14 protein-coding genes are annotated in these 15252 nt (G+C 66.1%); 9 read left to right on the top strand and 5 right to left on the bottom strand.

Annotation, left to right across the window (positions count from 1 at the left end; genetic code table 11):
• Positions 1-18 precede the first annotated feature (18 nt).
• Genes nuoN through AVHM3334_RS11770 form a run of 3 tightly spaced genes read left to right on the top strand, consistent with a single transcriptional unit; the run spans position 19 to position 2371 of the window.
• Entirely contained in the window at positions 19-1512 is a 1494-nt protein-coding gene (gene nuoN, locus AVHM3334_RS11780) for an NADH-quinone oxidoreductase subunit NuoN (protein WP_284412500.1), read from the top strand.
• Between the two features lie 37 nt (positions 1513-1549).
• Positions 1550-1855, top strand: a complete 306-nt coding sequence (locus AVHM3334_RS11775; protein WP_284412498.1) for a DUF2818 family protein — start codon at positions 1550-1552, stop codon at positions 1853-1855.
• Between the two features lie 33 nt (positions 1856-1888).
• On the top strand, positions 1889-2371 hold the full coding sequence (locus AVHM3334_RS11770; protein ID WP_284412497.1) for a DUF1178 family protein: 483 nt from the start codon (positions 1889-1891) through the stop codon (positions 2369-2371).
• Between the two features lie 125 nt (positions 2372-2496).
• Here the strand turns inward: AVHM3334_RS11770 and AVHM3334_RS11765 are convergent, their stop codons facing one another.
• Positions 2497-4287, bottom strand: a complete 1791-nt coding sequence (locus AVHM3334_RS11765; protein WP_284412496.1) for an ABC transporter transmembrane domain-containing protein — start codon at positions 4285-4287, stop codon at positions 2497-2499.
• A 361-nt stretch (positions 4288-4648) separates the two neighbouring features.
• Between AVHM3334_RS11765 and AVHM3334_RS11760 the strand changes: the two genes are divergently transcribed.
• From AVHM3334_RS11760 to AVHM3334_RS11735, 6 genes are all read left to right on the top strand, one after another.
• The gene (locus tag AVHM3334_RS11760; RefSeq protein WP_284412495.1) at positions 4649-5422 is read left to right on the top strand and encodes an ABC transporter ATP-binding protein; all 774 of its coding nucleotides are present in this window, start codon (positions 4649-4651) and stop codon (positions 5420-5422) included.
• Complete coding sequence (locus AVHM3334_RS11755; protein WP_284412493.1) at positions 5419-6129, top strand: ABC transporter ATP-binding protein; 711 nt, start codon at positions 5419-5421, stop codon at positions 6127-6129. Before AVHM3334_RS11760 ends, AVHM3334_RS11755 begins: the two co-directional genes overlap by 4 nt.
• 100 nt (positions 6130-6229) lie before the next feature.
• Complete coding sequence (locus AVHM3334_RS11750; RefSeq protein ID WP_284412492.1) at positions 6230-7429, top strand: ABC transporter substrate-binding protein; 1200 nt, start codon at positions 6230-6232, stop codon at positions 7427-7429.
• Positions 7430-7478: 49 nt separating this feature from the next.
• Entirely contained in the window at positions 7479-8684 is a 1206-nt protein-coding gene (locus AVHM3334_RS11745) for an ABC transporter substrate-binding protein (protein ID WP_284412491.1), read from the top strand.
• 60 nt (positions 8685-8744) lie between these two features.
• Complete coding sequence (locus tag AVHM3334_RS11740; protein ID WP_284412489.1) at positions 8745-9629, top strand: branched-chain amino acid ABC transporter permease; 885 nt, start codon at positions 8745-8747, stop codon at positions 9627-9629.
• Between the two features lie 15 nt (positions 9630-9644).
• Positions 9645-10637: a branched-chain amino acid ABC transporter permease gene (locus AVHM3334_RS11735; RefSeq protein WP_284412488.1), complete on the top strand. Its 993-nt coding sequence runs from the start codon at positions 9645-9647 to the stop codon at positions 10635-10637.
• A 99-nt stretch (positions 10638-10736) separates the two neighbouring features.
• Here the strand turns inward: AVHM3334_RS11735 and AVHM3334_RS11730 are convergent, their stop codons facing one another.
• The 4 genes from AVHM3334_RS11730 to AVHM3334_RS11715 all read right to left on the bottom strand — a co-directional run bounded on the left by AVHM3334_RS11730 (position 10737) and on the right by AVHM3334_RS11715 (position 15039).
• Positions 10737-11882: a lipocalin-like domain-containing protein gene (locus AVHM3334_RS11730; protein ID WP_502869893.1), complete on the bottom strand. Its 1146-nt coding sequence runs from the start codon at positions 11880-11882 to the stop codon at positions 10737-10739.
• A gap of 282 nt (positions 11883-12164) precedes the next feature.
• Positions 12165-13217, bottom strand: a complete 1053-nt coding sequence (locus AVHM3334_RS11725) for a tetratricopeptide repeat-containing glycosyltransferase (RefSeq protein WP_284412528.1) — start codon at positions 13215-13217, stop codon at positions 12165-12167.
• 96 nt (positions 13218-13313) lie between these two features.
• Complete coding sequence (locus AVHM3334_RS11720; RefSeq protein WP_284412487.1) at positions 13314-14264, bottom strand: collagen-like protein; 951 nt, start codon at positions 14262-14264, stop codon at positions 13314-13316.
• Between the two features lie 67 nt (positions 14265-14331).
• Entirely contained in the window at positions 14332-15039 is a 708-nt protein-coding gene (locus tag AVHM3334_RS11715; RefSeq protein WP_284412485.1) for an IPTL-CTERM sorting domain-containing protein, read from the bottom strand.
• Between the last annotated feature and the right edge of the window lie 213 nt (positions 15040-15252).

The raw sequence follows: 15252 nt of genomic DNA, 5'->3' as shown, positions 1-15252 counted from the left end.
TGAAACGAGAGATTCGAGATGATTGACAACATCAGCTGGCTGGCGGTGTATCCGGAGATCGTGCTCCTGGTCATGGCCTGCGTGATCGCGCTCGTGGACCTGGGCGTGACCAGCCCCCGGCGCACGGGCACCTACGTGCTCACCTTGCTCACCCTGACCGTGGTGGCGGTGCTTCAGGCCCTGTATGCCAACACCGGCAACACGTTCTACGGCTTCGGCAACATGGTGGTGAGCGACGCCATGGGCAACTGGCTCAAGTGCTTCGCCACCGTCGCCATGATGGTCACGCTGGTGTACGGCCGTCCGTATGCGGGCGACCGCGGCATGCTGCGCGGCGGCGAATTCTTCACGCTGTCGATGTTCGCTCTGCTGGGCATCTTCATCATGATCTCGGGCAACAACTTCCTCGTGATCTACCTGGGGCTGGAACTGCTCACGCTGTCGAGCTATGCCCTGGTGGCCTTGCGCCGCGACCATGCGACCTCGACCGAGGCCGCGATGAAGTATTTCGTGCTGGGGGCGATGGCCAGCGGTTTCCTGCTGTATGGGCTGTCGATGCTCTACGGTGCGACCGGCTCGCTCGACATCGGCCAGGTGTTCAAGGCCGTCAATTCGGGCCAGATCCGCCATCAGGTGCTGGTGTTCGGCCTGGTGTTCGTAGTGGCCGGCCTCGCGTTCAAGCTGGGTGTGGTGCCATTCCACATGTGGATTCCCGACGTGTACCAGGGTGCTCCAACGGCCGTCACGCTGATCATCGGCGGCGCGCCCAAGCTGGCCGCGTTCGCGATCACCATCCGCCTGCTGGTGGACGGGTTGCTCCCGCTGGCGATCGACTGGCAGCAGATGCTTGCGGTGCTGGCCATCGGGTCGCTGCTGGTCGGTAATCTGGCGGCCATCGCGCAGACCAACCTCAAGCGCATGCTGGCCTACTCCACCATTTCGCAGATGGGCTTCGTGCTGCTCGGCCTGCTGTCGGGCGTGGTCAACGGCAACGTGGATGCCAACGCGGTCGAGAATGCCTACAGCTCTTCCATGTTCTATGTGGTGAGCTATGTGCTGACCACGCTGGCCAGCTTCGGCGTGATTCTGCTGCTGGCCCGTGAAGGCTTCGAAAGCGAAGAGATCTCCGATCTGGCAGGCCTCAATCAGCGCAGCCCGCTGTATGCCGGCGTGATGGCGGTGTGCCTGTTCTCGCTGGCCGGTCTGCCTCCCCTGGTGGGCTTCTACGCCAAGCTGTCGGTGCTGCAGGCGCTGGTGGCTTCCGGCCAGACGCCGTACATCGCACTCGCCGTGTTCGCCGTGCTGATGTCTCTGATCGGCGCCTTCTACTACCTGCGTGTAGTGAAGGTGATGTATTTCGACGCGCCGCTCACGGCCGTGAACGTGTCGGCACCGCTGGACGTGCGCATGGTGCTCACGCTCAACGGCGCGTTGATCCTGGTGCTGGGCTTGCTGCCGGGCGGCCTGATGGCGTTGTGCGCCGACGCGGTCGTTCGCGCACTGGCCACCTGAGCGCGCCTGCGCTTTTACGCCAGCGGTTCTTCACGACGTGTCCGCCACTGCATCCATCTGGCTGGTGATCGTGTTGGCCGCTCTGGGCGCCAACCTGCCTTTTCTGAGCCAGCGATGGTTGGTGGTCGGGCCCAGGGCCGTGCCCGCCAAACCCATGGCAGTCCGGCTTGCCGAAATGGTGGTGCTGTACTTCGTGGTGGGTGGCGTGGCGCTGCTGCTGGAGCGCCGTGTCGGGCAGATCGCTCCCCAGCAGTGGGAGTTTTATGCGATCACCGCCACCTTGTTCATCACGCTGGCGTTTCCCGGCTTCATCTACCGCTACCTGCTGCGGCGCAAGGCCTGAGGGCCGCGCTGTGGGCGTTTATCTGGTGCTTTCATGAAGGTGCTCGATCTCCATTGCGCACAAGGCCATGTGTTCGAAGGCTGGTTCGGGTCGGAAGCCGATTTCCAAAGCCAGTTGGCCCGCGATCTCGTGCAGTGCCCGCTGTGCGGCAGCGGAGAAATCCGCAAGGGCTTGAGCGCACCTCGCCTGAACCTGGGCGCTTCTCCGCCGGATGCCGCCGCTCGGCCCACTGGCGGCGCGGTGACCGTGTCCCTACCGAATCCGCCGACGCCTCCGGCCCCGAATGACGCCGCTCTGCACGCCGCATGGTTGCGGGTGGCCCGGCACATCGTCGCGCACACCGAAGATGTCGGCCCGCGTTTTGCAGACGAGGCGCGCCGCATGCACTACGGCGAGACGCAGGAGCGAGGCATTCGGGGGCAGGCCAGTCCGCAGGAAGCCGCGCAGCTGCTGGAAGAGGGCATTGCCGTGATGCCGCTGCTGCTGCCGGACGCCGCCAAGGAAACGCTGCAGTAGGGCGAGGGGGGTGGGGGGTGGGGGGTGGGGGGTGGGGGCGCTGTCCCGGCGTCTCTTCAATCCTCTATCCCGTTCCGTCTCACGTCACTGGATTCCGAGGGTCAATGGCCCGTGGCCCGTGTGGTTCACGTGGTGAACTGCAGCGCCGCCAGTCGGGCGTACACGCCGCCTTGCCGCACCAGTTCCGCATGGCGGCCTTCTTCCACGATCTGTCCCTGGTCCATCACCACGATGCGGTCGGCATTTTGAACGGTGGCCAGCCGGTGGGCGATCACGAGCGTGGTGCGCTGCCCGCTGTGGCGTTGGATGGCAGCATCCAGGGCGGCCTGCACCATGCGTTCGCTCTCGGCGTCGAGCGCGCTGGTGGCTTCGTCCAGCAGCAGTGGCGGGTTCTTGAGCAGCGCACGTGCGATGGCGATTCGCTGGCGCTGCCCGCCCGAAAGCCGCACGCCGCGCTCCCCGAGAAACGTGCCATAGCCTTCGGGCAAGGCCATGACGAAATCGTGTGCAAAGGCTGCACGCGCCGCTTCCTGCACTTCCTGTTCGGTCGCGCCCGGGCGGCCGTAGCGGATGTTCTCCAGGGCCGAGGCCGAGAAGATCACCGCGTCTTGCGGCACGATGCCCACGTGCGCCCGAAGGTCGGCGAGCGACAGCTGGCGAATGTCCACGCCGTTCAGCGCAATGGCGCCGCCCGCTGCGGCATCGACGTCATAAAAGCGCTGCAGCAGTTGAAACACGGTGGTCTTGCCGGCACCGCTGGCACCCACCAGCGCCACGGTTTCACCGGCCGACAGGTGCAGATCGAAACCCCGCAGGGCCGGCGCCTGCGGGCGCGAGGGATAGTGAAACGCGACCCGGTCGAAGTCCACGCGCAGGCCGCCGCCGGTGCCCGGCAGCGCGACGGGCTGTGCAGGGCTGGCGATGGGCGAGCGGCTGGCCAGCAGTTCCATCAGCCGCTCGGTGGCACCCGCCGCGCGCAGCAGGTCACCGTACACCTCGCCCAGCACGGCCACGGCGCCTGCGAGGAACATCACGTAGATCACCGTCTGCCCCAGATGGCCGGCCGACATTTCGCCGGCCAGCACGGCTTGCGTGCCGCGGTACAGCCCCCACAGCAGCAGCGCCGCGTTGGCGATGACGATGAACGCCACCAGCGCCGCCCGCGCCCGGCTGCGGCGCACGGCGGTCTGGAACGCGTTCTCGGTCGATGCCTGAAAGCGCTGTGCTTCGCGCGACTCGGCCGTGTAGCTTTGCACGGCGGGCACGGCGTTGAGCACCTCGGCCGCGATCGCGCTCGAATCCGCCACCCGGTCCTGGCTGGCACGCGAGAGGCGGCGCACCCAGCGGCCGATCCACAGCGTGGGCAGCACCACGACGACGATGGCCGCGAACACCACCGACATGATGTACGGATTGGTCCACACCAGCATCCCCAACGCACCGATGCCCATCACCGCGTTGCGCAGGCCCATGGACAGCGACGACCCGACCACCGTCTGAACGAGCGTCGTGTCCACCGTCAGTCGCGACAGCACTTCGCCCGTCTGCGTGGTTTCATAGAACTGCGGGCTTTGCTCCAGCACATGGGCATAGACGGCGTTGCGCAGGTCGGCCGTCACGCGCTCGCCCAGCCAGCTCACGGTGTAAAAACGCGCGGCCGAGAACAGGCCCAGCGCCACGGCCACGGCGAACAGCAATCCGAAATGCTCGCGCAGCTGCATGGCCTGTTCGCCGCGCGTGGCACCGACCAGCCCGCCATCGATGAGTTCGCGCAGCGCCAGCGGAAATGCCAGCGTGGCCAGCGCCGCCAGCACCAGAAAAACCAGCGCGAGCGCAATGCGCCCGGCATAGGGACGAAGAAAGGGCAGCAGGCCGCCGAGCGAGCGCGGCGCGCCGGGGGTGGGGGAGGAGGGCATGGTGGCAGTGTAGGAGTCGGCGCCCGGATCGGTACGCGCCCTGCCGGGAAGCCTGTCACAAAACAGGTTTGCTATTTATTTGATAGCTATCAGTGCAATCGGATCTAGGGCATGGAGCGGTTTTCATCCAAAGCCATGTGTGGGGGCAATACCTGCCCCCGGTCCGCGTCGGAAGCGCCCGGGGGGCGGCGCGGACCGCCGGCCGGGTAGGCGTTTATACATAGGCATTTGTCCCAGTATCTGCGCAGCAGGGGCGCGCCTTAGGATGCGGTGCAACCTAACGCAGGCCAGGATGCCTCGCTCTCACGGGCGAAGCGCCCTGTCCGGCACCAAAGCACCACCACGGAGCGGCCAAGGCGCAATGAGCGACGTCATTCTCGAAACCCACAGCCTGACCAAGGAGTTCAGAGGCTTCACTGCGGTCAGCGATGTCAATCTCGCCGTCCACCGGGGCTCCATCCATGCGCTGATCGGCCCCAATGGCGCTGGCAAGACCACCTGCTTCAACCTGCTGACCAAGTTCCTGGAGCCCACCTCCGGCGTGATCCGGTTCAATGGCGAAGACATCACGCGGGAGCGGCCTGCGCTGATCGCGCGGCGCGGCGTGATTCGCTCGTTCCAGATCTCGGCGGTGTTCCCGCACCTCACGCTGCTGGAGAACGTGCGCATCGGCCTGCAGCGCAAGCTGGGCACCGCGTTCCACTTCTGGCGCAGCGAACGCAGCCTGCAGCAGCTCGATCAGCGGGCCATGGAGTTGCTGGCCGAAGTCGGCCTGCAGGACCTGGCCGACGAGACCACCGTCAATCTGCCCTATGGCCGCAAACGTGCGCTGGAAATCGCCACCACGCTGGCGATGGAGCCCGAACTGATGCTGCTGGACGAACCCACGCAGGGCATGGGCCACGAAGACGTGGACCGCGTGACGCAGCTCATCAAAAAGGTATCGGCCGGCCGCACCATTCTCATGGTCGAGCACAACATGAAGGTGATCTCGACCATCGCGGACCGCATCACGGTGCTGCAGCGCGGCGCGGTGCTGGCCGAGGGGCCGTATGAAGAGGTTTCCCGCAATCCGCAGGTGATGGAGGCCTACATGGGCACCACCGATGGCCAGCTGCAAGGGGCCCACGCATGACCGCGCCGGCCCTCGAGATCCGCGGCCTGCAGGCGTGGTACGGCGAATCGCACGTGCTGCACGGCGTGGACATGACGGTGCAGCCGGGTGAAGTGGTCACGCTGCTGGGCCGCAACGGCGCGGGCCGCACGTCCACCATGCGCGCCGTGATGGGGCTGACGGGCGCCCGCAAGGGATCGGTGAGCATCCACGGCACGGAAACCATCAACATGCCCACGCACCGCATCGCCCATCTGGGCGTGGGCTATTGCCCCGAAGAGCGCGGCATTTTCTCCAGCCTGTCGTGCGAGGAAAATCTGCTGCTGCCCCCGGTGCTCAAGACGGGCACGCAAGGCATGTCGGTGGACGAGATCTACGCCATGTTCCCCAACCTGGCCGAGCGCCGCCACAGCCAGGGCACGCGCCTGTCGGGCGGCGAGCAGCAGATGCTGGCGGTGGCGCGCATCCTGCGCACGGGCGCCAAGCTGCTGCTGCTCGACGAGATCTCCGAAGGCCTGGCGCCGGTCATCGTGCAGGCCCTGGCCCGCATGATCACGACGCTGCGCCAAAAGGGCTACACCGTGGTGATGGTGGAGCAGAACTTCCACTTCGCCGCGCCCCTGGCCGACCGCTTCTACGTGATGGAGCACGGCCGCATCGTCGAGCAGTTCGGCGCTGCCGAGCTGCAGGCCAAGATGCCCGTGCTCAACGAACTGCTGGGCGTCTGACCCGGCGCGGCGCTGCTTCGGCCACCGCCTTCGTCCAGAGCACCTCGATCCCCCGATCCCCTGATCCCAAGTTCCATCGAAGACCCAAGGAGACAACGACATGAAGAAGATGAACCTCAAGGCGCTCGCCGTCCTGCTGGGGGCCGCAGGCCTCGCGACGTTCTCCGTGCAGGCGCAGGACAAGGTCAAGATCGGCTTCATCACCGACATGTCGAGCCTGTACGCCGATGTGGAAGGCAAGAACGGCGCCGTGGCGATCCAGATGGCGATCGACGACTTCGGCGGCAAGGTGCTGGGGCAGCCCATCGAACTGTTGAGCGCGGACCACCAGAACAAGGCCGACATCGCCGCCTCCAAGGCGCGCGAATGGATCGACACGCAGGGCCTGACCATGCTGTTCGGCGGCACCAACTCGGGCACGGGCCTGGCGATGGCCAAGGTGGCGCAGGAAAAGAAGCGCGTTTTCATCGTCAACGGCGCGGGCTCTTCGGCCCTCACCAACGAGCAGTGCAGCCCCTACACCGTGCACTACGCCTACGACACCGTCGCACTGGCCAAGGGCACGGGCGGCGCGATCGTGGGGCAGGGGGGCAAGGATTGGTTCTTCCTCACGGCCGACTATGCGTTCGGCGCTGCGCTGGAGGCCGACACGGCCAAGGTGGTCAAGGAAAAGGGCGGCAAGGTGGTGGGCAGCGTGAAGCACCCGATCAACGCATCGGACTTCTCTTCGTTCCTGCTGCAGGCGCAGAACTCCAAGGCGCAGATCCTGGGCCTGGCCAACGCGGGCGGCGACACCATCAATGCGATCAAGGCCGCGCGTGAGTTCGGCATCAACAAGAGCATGAAGATGGCCGGCCTGCTGGTCTTCGTGACCGACATCCACAGCCTGGGCCTCAAGAACACCGAAGGCCTGCTGCTCACCACGAGCTGGGACTGGAACCTGGATGACAAGACCCGCGCCTTCGGCCGCAAGTTCTTCGCCAAGACCAAGCGCATGCCCACCGACATCCAGGCCGCCGACTACTCGGCCACGATGAACTACCTCAAGGCCGTCGAAGCCGCCAAGACGCTCGATGCCGACAAGGTGATGGAAAAGCTCAAGTCCACGCCCATCGACGACTTCTACGGCAAGGGCGTGATCCGGCCCGATGGCCGCTTCGCGCACGACATGTACCTGGTGCAGGTCAAGGCGCCCGCCGAATCCAAGGAGCCCTGGGACTACTACAAGGTCGTGAGCAAGCTGCCCGCCGACCAGGTGTGGACCACCAAGGCCGAGAGCAAATGCGCGCTGTGGAAATGACCTGACGCGCACGGTTTAAAAAACACATCCGGGATCAGGAGACAAAGACATGAAAAACAGCAGCAACAAACTCACTCGGCTGGCCCTGGTGCTGGGCGCCATGGGCCTGGCCGCATCGGCCGCGCAGGCGCAGGACAAGGTCAAGATCGGCTTCATCACCGACATGTCCAGCCTGTACGCCGACGTGGAGGGCAAAAACGGCGCCGTGGCCATCCAGATGGCCATCGACGACTTCGGCGGCAAGGTGCTGGGCATGCCCATTGAGATGATGAGCGCGGACCACCAGAACAAGGCCGACATCGCCGCTTCCAAGGCGCGCGAATGGATCGACACGCAAGGCCTGACCCTGGTGTTCGGCGGCACCAACTCGGGCACGGCGCTCGCCATGGCCAAGGTGGCGCAGGAGAAGAAGCGCGTGTTCATCAACAACGGCGCGGCGACCTCGGCCCTCACCAACGAACAGTGCAGCCCCTACACCGTGCACTACGCCTACGACACCGTCGCGCTGGCCAAGGGCACAGGCGCGACCATCGTGGACGGCGGCGGCAAGAGCTGGTTCTTTCTCACGGCCGACTACGCCTTCGGACATGCGCTCGAAGCGGACGCGAGCACCGTGGTCAAGGCCAAGGGCGGCACCGTGGTGGGCAGCGTGAAGCACCCGCTCAACGCGTCGGATTTCTCGTCGTTCCTGCTGCAGGCGCAGAACTCCAAGGCCCAGGTGCTGGGCCTGGCGAATGCGGGCGGCGACACCATCAACTCCATCAAGGCCGCCAAGGAATTCGGCATCGGCAAAAGCATGAAGCTGGCCAGCCTGCTGATCTTCTTCAGCGACATCCACAGCCTGGGTCTCAAGACCACCGAGGGCCTGCAGTTCACCACCAGCTGGTACTGGGACCTGAACGACGACACGCGCAAGTTCGCCGACAAGTTCATGGAAAAGACCAAGCGCCGCCCCACCGAGATCCAGGCGGCCGACTACTCCGCCACCATGAACTACCTGAAAGCCGTCGAAGCGGCCAAGAGCACCGATGCCGACAAGGTCATGCAAGCCTGGCGCGGCATGAAGATGAACGACTTCTTCGGCGCCGGCACGCTGCGCGCCGATGGCCGCTACGTGCACGACATGTACCTGATGCAGGTCAAGGCACCGTCCGAATCCAAGGGCGCGTGGGACTACTACAAGCTCGTCAAGAAGCTGCCTGGCGAAGAAGTGTTCGCCACCAAGGCCGAGAGCAAGTGCGCCGCCTGGAAATGACGCGCCGCCTGTTCCGCTGACTCTCCCCTTTCACCGCTTCACTGCCACTCGCGCCCTCCCATGCAAATCTTCGGTGTCTCACTGCCGGGCCTGCTGAGCCAGCTTCTGCTGGGGCTGGTCAACGGGTCGTTCTACGCCATCCTCAGCCTGGGGCTGGCGGTGATCTTCGGCCTGCTCAACGTGATCAACTTCGCGCACGGCGCGCTGTTCATGCTGGGCGCGATGCTCACCTGGATGGGCATGACCTACCTGGGCATCAACTACTGGGTGATGCTGCTGGCCGCGCCGCTGGTGGTGGGGGCGCTGGGCGTACTGATCGAGCGGCTGCTGCTGCGCTGGATCTACAAGCTCGACCACCTCTACGGCCTGCTGCTGACGCTGGGGCTCACGCTGCTGATCGAGGGCGTGTTCCGATCCATCTACGGCGTCTCGGGCCTGGGGTACGACACGCCGGAACTGCTGGAGGGCGCCACCAACCTCGGCTTCATGATCCTGCCCAACTACCGCGCCTGGGTGGTGTTGGCCTCGCTCGTCGTGTGCCTGGGCACCTGGTTCGTGATCGAAAAGACCAAGCTCGGCGCCTACCTGCGCGCGGGCACCGAGAACCCGCGCCTGGTCGAGGCTTTCGGCGTGAACGTGCCGGTGATGATCACGCTCACCTACGCGTTCGGCGCGGCGCTCGCCGCCTTTGCCGGCGTGCTGGCCGCGCCGGTGTACCAGGTCACGCCGCTCATGGGGCAGAACCTCATCATCGTCGTGTTCGCCGTGGTGGTGATCGGCGGCATGGGCTCGATCATGGGATCGATCCTGACCGGCCTCGGCCTGGGCGTGATCGAAGGGTTCACCAAGGTGTTCTATCCCGAGGCTTCTTCCACCGTGGTGTTCGTCATCATGGTGATCGTTCTCCTCATCCGCCCCGCCGGCCTGTTCGGCAAAGAGAGATAAGCAGGGGCCGCACGCATGAACTCCCAAAAACTCGCCCCCATCGGCTACGGCCTGTTGTTCGCCGCGCTGCTCGCGGCACCCTTCCTGGGCGCCTACCCGGTCTTCGTGATGAAGCTCATGTGCTTCGCGCTGTTCGCCTCGGCATTCAACCTGCTGCTGGGCTACACCGGGCTGCTGTCTTTCGGGCACGCCGCCTTTTTGGGCGGTGCGGCCTACGTCGCCGGCCACGCCATCAAGGTCTGGGGCCTCACGCCCGAACTGGGCCTGCTGGCGGGCACGGCCGGCGGTGCCTTGCTCGGGCTGCTGTTCGGCTGGCTGGCCATCCGCCGCCAGGGCATCTATTTCTCGATGATCACGCTGGCCCTGGCGCAGATGCTGTTCTTCGCGTGCCTGCAGGCGCCGTTCACGGGCGGGGAAGACGGCCTGCAGGGCGTGCCGCGCGGCAAGCTCTTCGGGCTCATCGACCTGTCCAGCGACCTCACCATGTACTACGTGGCGCTGGCGGTCGTGGTGCTGGCCTTCCTGCTCATCGTGCGCACCATCCACTCGCCGTTCGGCCAGGTGCTCAAGAGCATCAAGGAGAACGAACCCCGTGCCATTTCGCTGGGCTACGACACGCACCGCTTCAAGCTGCTGGCGTTCGTGATCTCGGCTGCGCTCGCCGGGCTGGCCGGCTCGCTCAAGACCCTGGTGCTGGGCTTCGCCACGCTGTCCGACGTGCATTGGACGGCCTCGGGCCAGGTCATTCTGATGACCCTGGTCGGCGGCCTGGGCACGCTGTCGGGCCCGCTCGTGGGGTCGGCGGTGGTGGTGCTGCTGGAAAACAAGATCGGCGAATTCGGCCACCTGCTCGCTTCGCTGACGGGCGTGGACTGGTTCAACACGCTGGGCGAGTCGGTCACCATGGTCACGGGGCTGATCTTCGTGGTCTGCGTGCTGGCTTTTCGCCGCGGGATCATGGGCGAGATCATCGCGCGCCTGCCCCGGCGCGCACCACGCAAGGTCTGATCGAAGTGCATCGAGAGCCGGGGGCGCGCTGCAATGCAGGGCGTTCTCCGGTCCCCGCTGCGGCCAGCCCCGATATCGCTGCTATAGCCGCTATAGCCGCTATAGCCGCAGAGGCTTCGCGTAGCCGGTCATCTCCAGGTAGCCGCGCCCCACGGTGCGGCCTGAGCCGTCCCGCAGTTCGCTCAGGCCTTCCCAGTAGATGGCGCCGGTCGATGCCTGGCTGTCCAGCTCCTGCATGTCCAGCAACGCATGCACCTCGAAGGTACCGGCCGGTGTCTCGATTCGCCACTGCACCGGATAGCGGGCCTGGCTGGCCGGGCTGACCCAGTGGCGCAGCGGTGTGAAGGTGACGGCCTGTGGCCCGAACGCGCGGGTTTCGCCGCCTGCGGTGCGCAGCGATCCACCCGCCCACAGTGCCGACCCGTTCCGGTGCCGCAAGCGAAACGCCGTGAGGGCGCTGCCGTCCAGCAAGTTCATGCCGATCCAGTCCCAGCCCACCGCATCGGGTGGCACCAGCGCATCGCCGAATTCATGGTCGAGCCAGGCCCGGTTGTCCAGGCCGCTCGAACCGGCGGCTTCCACGGCCATGCGCCGGCCCGCCAGTTGCAAGTGCCCCGACACGGTCATTTGGGGCTGGCTGTAGTAGTAGCTCGCTTGCGATGCATCGGGCCCCTTGCGTGACAAGCCCTGCGCGCCCTGCAGCAGCACCGGCTGCGTCGTGTCGAATTGCAGCTCCAGCCCGAAGCCTTCCGCCTGAACCGTCGCCGCGTAACGGCTCCCTGCGCCTTGCTGCGCGCGTGTGAGCGCCCATGCGCCCAGGCGGATGCTGGTGTCCGCCTCGCTCGCCTGCGCGATACCGAAGCCCGCCCGTGCGATGCGCTGGTCGTGGTGCAGCGTACCGCCGCGCAGGTCGGTGAGCGCTGCGTGCGCAAACACCAGCTGCCTGGCCGCGAAGGCCGATTGCAGCGGCTGCGCCGCCTCCACGCGCGACCGGAAAAACGTCACCTGAAAACCCCAGGATTGCCCCGCCGCCTGCGCCTGTCCGGTGACGTACCACCATTCGGTGCGCAGATCCGGGTGGCTGCCGTGGTCTCTCGGAAAGGTCAGCGTGCGCGGTGCCAGTGCCCGGGCAGGGTCCATGAGCCACGGCGCTGCGCCGGCCGCGGCAGCGGACACCAGCCAGGCACGCCGCGTGCTGGCGCGCCATGGATCGCTGGCGGGCGATGGGGAAATGTGCAGTCTCATGGGATGAAGCCGGTGGACTGCCCGCCGTGCGCAGCGCCGCGCAGGGTGAAGAGGCGGGCAGGAATGGGAGCGACGGACAGGCGCATCGCACGATTGTCGTCTCGCCGAGAAAACACCGGCATTGCAATGACTGCAAAGGGCGGCGCCACGGTTCGCTGACACGGCCACAGGGTTCGATGCGGGAGAACCGTGCGACGGAGTCGGCCTTCCGCCGCGCCTTGCAGCGGTGAGCCTTGTCGGCACCGCCTCCCCACCGGATGGCCGGGCGGGGCCCGCCGGCCGTCACAGCCCGTAGAAGGTGCGATTGGCTTGCATGCGCGGCGCCTCCGATGCGGGAAAGCGCTGCTCGCGCAGCAGTTGGCGCAAGGCATCGCGGCCCTGGTCCTGCGCGCCGGGGGCGTAGAAGGAACTGACGGCCAGTTCGTCCAGCGCGCGCCACGCATACACGCCGCCATCCACGAACAAGATGTCAGCCGGCTTTGGAATGCGCGCGGCCTGCTGGGCGTAGAGGTGCGCCAGTGCGAATTCAGACCGAAGGCGGTGGTAGCGCGCCAGCTCGCACAGTGGCTCCGCGCGCTGGGGCCGCTGCGCGTAGGCGGCGAGATAGGCGTCGCGCACGGCGCTTTCCGGCATCTGCAGGCGCTCGGTCAGCACCGCCGCCTGGAACACGGCGTACCAGCGCTCTTCATCCCAGCCCCCCATTGCGGCGCGGCGGCGGTAGCACTCCAGGCTCTCTGCCAGGCGGCCCGCATCGCGATAGCTCTGGGCCAGATAGAACACGGTGCGGGTGTTGTCAGGGTGCTCGCGCAGGTCTTGTTCGAGCACTGCGATGTCGCGCAAGTAAGTGTCGGGGTCGCGGCCGCGCGCACCGTCGTGCGCCACCTCGATGACCGGCCCCGCCAGCGTCTGCCATGCCCCGTGCGCCGGCGCTGACAGGTATTCGTGCAGCACGCCTTCCCAGCGCCACGGCACGCGCGCGGCCACCATGCTGTTGCGCTGGTATTCCCAGCCGTTCATGTCGCACAGGAAGAGGTAGCCGTCGGCATCCAGCGCCGGCCAGCGGTACTGCGCCGGCATGCGCAACTGTTCGTCGGCGTCGATGAACAGCAGATAGTCGGCATGTGGCCGCGCCAGTTCCAGGGCCTCGTTGCGGTTGTGCGCGAAGTTCTTCCAGGGGCGTTCGTGCAGGGTGCCCGGCACGTCTTGCAGGAAGCGGCGAACGATGTCCTGCGTGCCGTCCGTGGAGCCCGTGTCCACGATGACCCAGTGGTCGATGAAAGGCCGCACCGAAGCGAGGCACCGGGCGATCACCGGTGCCTCGTTCTTCACGATCATGTTGAGGCAGATGCCCGAGTCGCTCACTTTGAAACGAGTCCCAATAGGACGGGGATCATGAAATGCGATGCAATGCGATCCGCTCATCCACCGAGATCACTGGCAGTAGGCTTCCGCCGTCATCTGATTAGCGTCAGCGCAGGAGTAACCGCACGTCCAAGCGTTGACTGCGGAGCGTCGAGTCGATACCAGGTAATTGGTCAGTGGGGTATTTGTCGAACAACCGCCTGAAACGACGTTGCCGCTACTGCAGGTTGCGGTGACTGTACCGGCAGAGTTTGCCAAGCAGGCTGCCGTATTCGACGTGGTCGTGAGCGTGCCCACGCTGCCCGTGGCCCCCGTAGCGCCTGTCGCACCCGTCGATCCGGTCGCACCCGTGGTTCCCGTGGCACCGGTGACGCCTGTCGCACCGGTAACGCCCTGAATTCCTTGGATGCCCTGAATACCCTGTATGCCTTGAGCGCCGGTAGGTCCCGTGGCGCCGGTCGTGCCAGTGGCGCCGGTAACCCCCGTTGCGCCGGTGGCGCCAGTGGTGCCCGTTGCGCCAGTTGACCCCGTTGGGCCGGTAGCTCCGGTCACGCCGGTGGCTCCAGTCACCCCTGTAGCGCCAGTCGCGCCCGTGATGCCGGTGGCGCCGGTTCCGGACGCCCCTGTGGCACCGGTCACGCCAGTCGCGCCCGTCGGCCCTGCCGCACCGGTCGGACCCGCAATCCCCGTCGCTCCGGTGGCGCCCGTTGCTCCCGTGGCCCCGGTGGCGCCTGTCGCCCCGGCCCCAACGCCCGCCGCGCACTGCGTCAACTGGCCCGTGCCGGCGTCGTAGCAAGCCAGGTTGCTGTTGGTCGGTGTGGTGGACAGGCCTGGCACATAGACCTCGCCCGTGCCTTGCACCCGCAGGCGCTCCTGGCCGCCCTGGCCCTTCACGACGAAGCCTCCGCCGGCAGGCGGCGTGACGGAGATGTCCGCAGCCAGCACGCCAGCGGCATGCAGGGCGAGGACGGAACTCAGCGCGGGAACGACCCAGTAGCGGTGCAGGCGATTCTTGGACATGGCGAAACCCTCTCTTGTCTATCGGTGTGGTGAATGTTTTTCAGCGCAGGATGGCTGGCGGCGTCCGTCAGCCGGCCCGGCGGACGGACGCCGCGAATTCGCGCCGCTTCCAGTACATGACCATGCCGATCAGCAGCGACAGCAGCATCAGGCCGTATTCGCTGAGCGTGGGAATGGCTGCCACGGCGGTCGCGGCACCGATCTGGACCGTGCCGGTCACGGTGGCGAAGTTGCGCACCACGGTGGCGTTGGGGCCCAGGTTGACCACGGCCGTGGTGCCGCTGGATGACACGAGCTGCACGTTCTGTCCCGGCGCGCCCTGCACGGTGAGCGTGCCCAGCACCGTGATGTTGGTGCCCGCAGGCAGCACGAAGGTGCGGCCGGTGGTGCTGGAGATCGTCAGGTTCTGGAACACGAAGTTGCCGCTGATCTGGCTGGTGTTGCCGGGATCGCAGCCGTCGCGCAGCACCACGGTGTTGTTGCCGGTATTGATGTTGCCGCCGGAGATGAGGTTGCCACCCACCGAGATGACGCCATTGCTGCCCGTGACGTTGGAGCCCGAGCCGAAGGTGGCGTCGGTGTCCACGTTCACCGTGCCGCCATTGAGGTTCAGCGTGCCTTGCATGTCGAGCGCTGAGCAGCCCAGATCCGTCTGGCCTCCCGCGGCAACGTCGAGTGACGAGCCCGGTGGAAAGACCCACTGCGCCGAAGCAGGGCCGCACAAGCAGAAGGCAGCCGCCAGTCCGCACAGGAGACGCCCGAAGGTGTTTTTCATACCGTTTTCCTTGATGAAAGAACAGCGTGTGAAGCCGGGGCCACTCCTGTCCCGTGCTCGCTGTTCTGGGGTCCGCTGTGCGGTGTTTTTTTAACTATCGGTTCGCATCATCGTGAAATAAATAATGTCTTGCAAACAATATTTAACGCTTGTGACGTGTGTGCATCAATCGGGTAAACGCCCATGGCGCGCCCGTCGAGGTGGCCCTTGAAC

The sequence above is a fragment of the Acidovorax sp. SUPP3334 genome, assembly GCF_030159055.1.
GTDB lineage: Bacteria > Pseudomonadota > Gammaproteobacteria > Burkholderiales > Burkholderiaceae_C > Paracidovorax.
The sequence above is the reverse complement of the archived record's forward strand: the minus strand, read 5'-3'. Positions and strand labels throughout refer to the sequence as shown.

Coding starts and splice junctions, on each gene's coding strand:
- AVHM3334_RS11720 (WP_284412487.1), bottom strand. CDS start 14,264: ATGTCCAAGAATCGCCTGCACCGCTACTGGGTCGTTCCCGCGCTGAGT.
- AVHM3334_RS11730 (WP_502869893.1), bottom strand. CDS start 11,882: ATGAGACTGCACATTTCCCCATCGCCCGCCAGCGATCCATGGCGCGCC.
- nuoN (WP_284412500.1), top strand. CDS start 19: ATGATTGACAACATCAGCTGGCTGGCGGTGTATCCGGAGATCGTGCTC.
- AVHM3334_RS11755 (WP_284412493.1), top strand. CDS start 5,419: ATGACCGCGCCGGCCCTCGAGATCCGCGGCCTGCAGGCGTGGTACGGC.
- AVHM3334_RS11760 (WP_284412495.1), top strand. CDS start 4,649: ATGAGCGACGTCATTCTCGAAACCCACAGCCTGACCAAGGAGTTCAGA.
- AVHM3334_RS11765 (WP_284412496.1), bottom strand. CDS start 4,287: ATGCCCTCCTCCCCCACCCCCGGCGCGCCGCGCTCGCTCGGCGGCCTG.
- AVHM3334_RS11750 (WP_284412492.1), top strand. CDS start 6,230: ATGAAGAAGATGAACCTCAAGGCGCTCGCCGTCCTGCTGGGGGCCGCA.
- AVHM3334_RS11725 (WP_284412528.1), bottom strand. CDS start 13,217: ATGATCGTGAAGAACGAGGCACCGGTGATCGCCCGGTGCCTCGCTTCG.
- AVHM3334_RS11715 (WP_284412485.1), bottom strand. CDS start 15,039: ATGAAAAACACCTTCGGGCGTCTCCTGTGCGGACTGGCGGCTGCCTTC.
- AVHM3334_RS11735 (WP_284412488.1), top strand. CDS start 9,645: ATGAACTCCCAAAAACTCGCCCCCATCGGCTACGGCCTGTTGTTCGCC.
- AVHM3334_RS11770 (WP_284412497.1), top strand. CDS start 1,889: ATGAAGGTGCTCGATCTCCATTGCGCACAAGGCCATGTGTTCGAAGGC.
- AVHM3334_RS11745 (WP_284412491.1), top strand. CDS start 7,479: ATGAAAAACAGCAGCAACAAACTCACTCGGCTGGCCCTGGTGCTGGGC.
- AVHM3334_RS11740 (WP_284412489.1), top strand. CDS start 8,745: ATGCAAATCTTCGGTGTCTCACTGCCGGGCCTGCTGAGCCAGCTTCTG.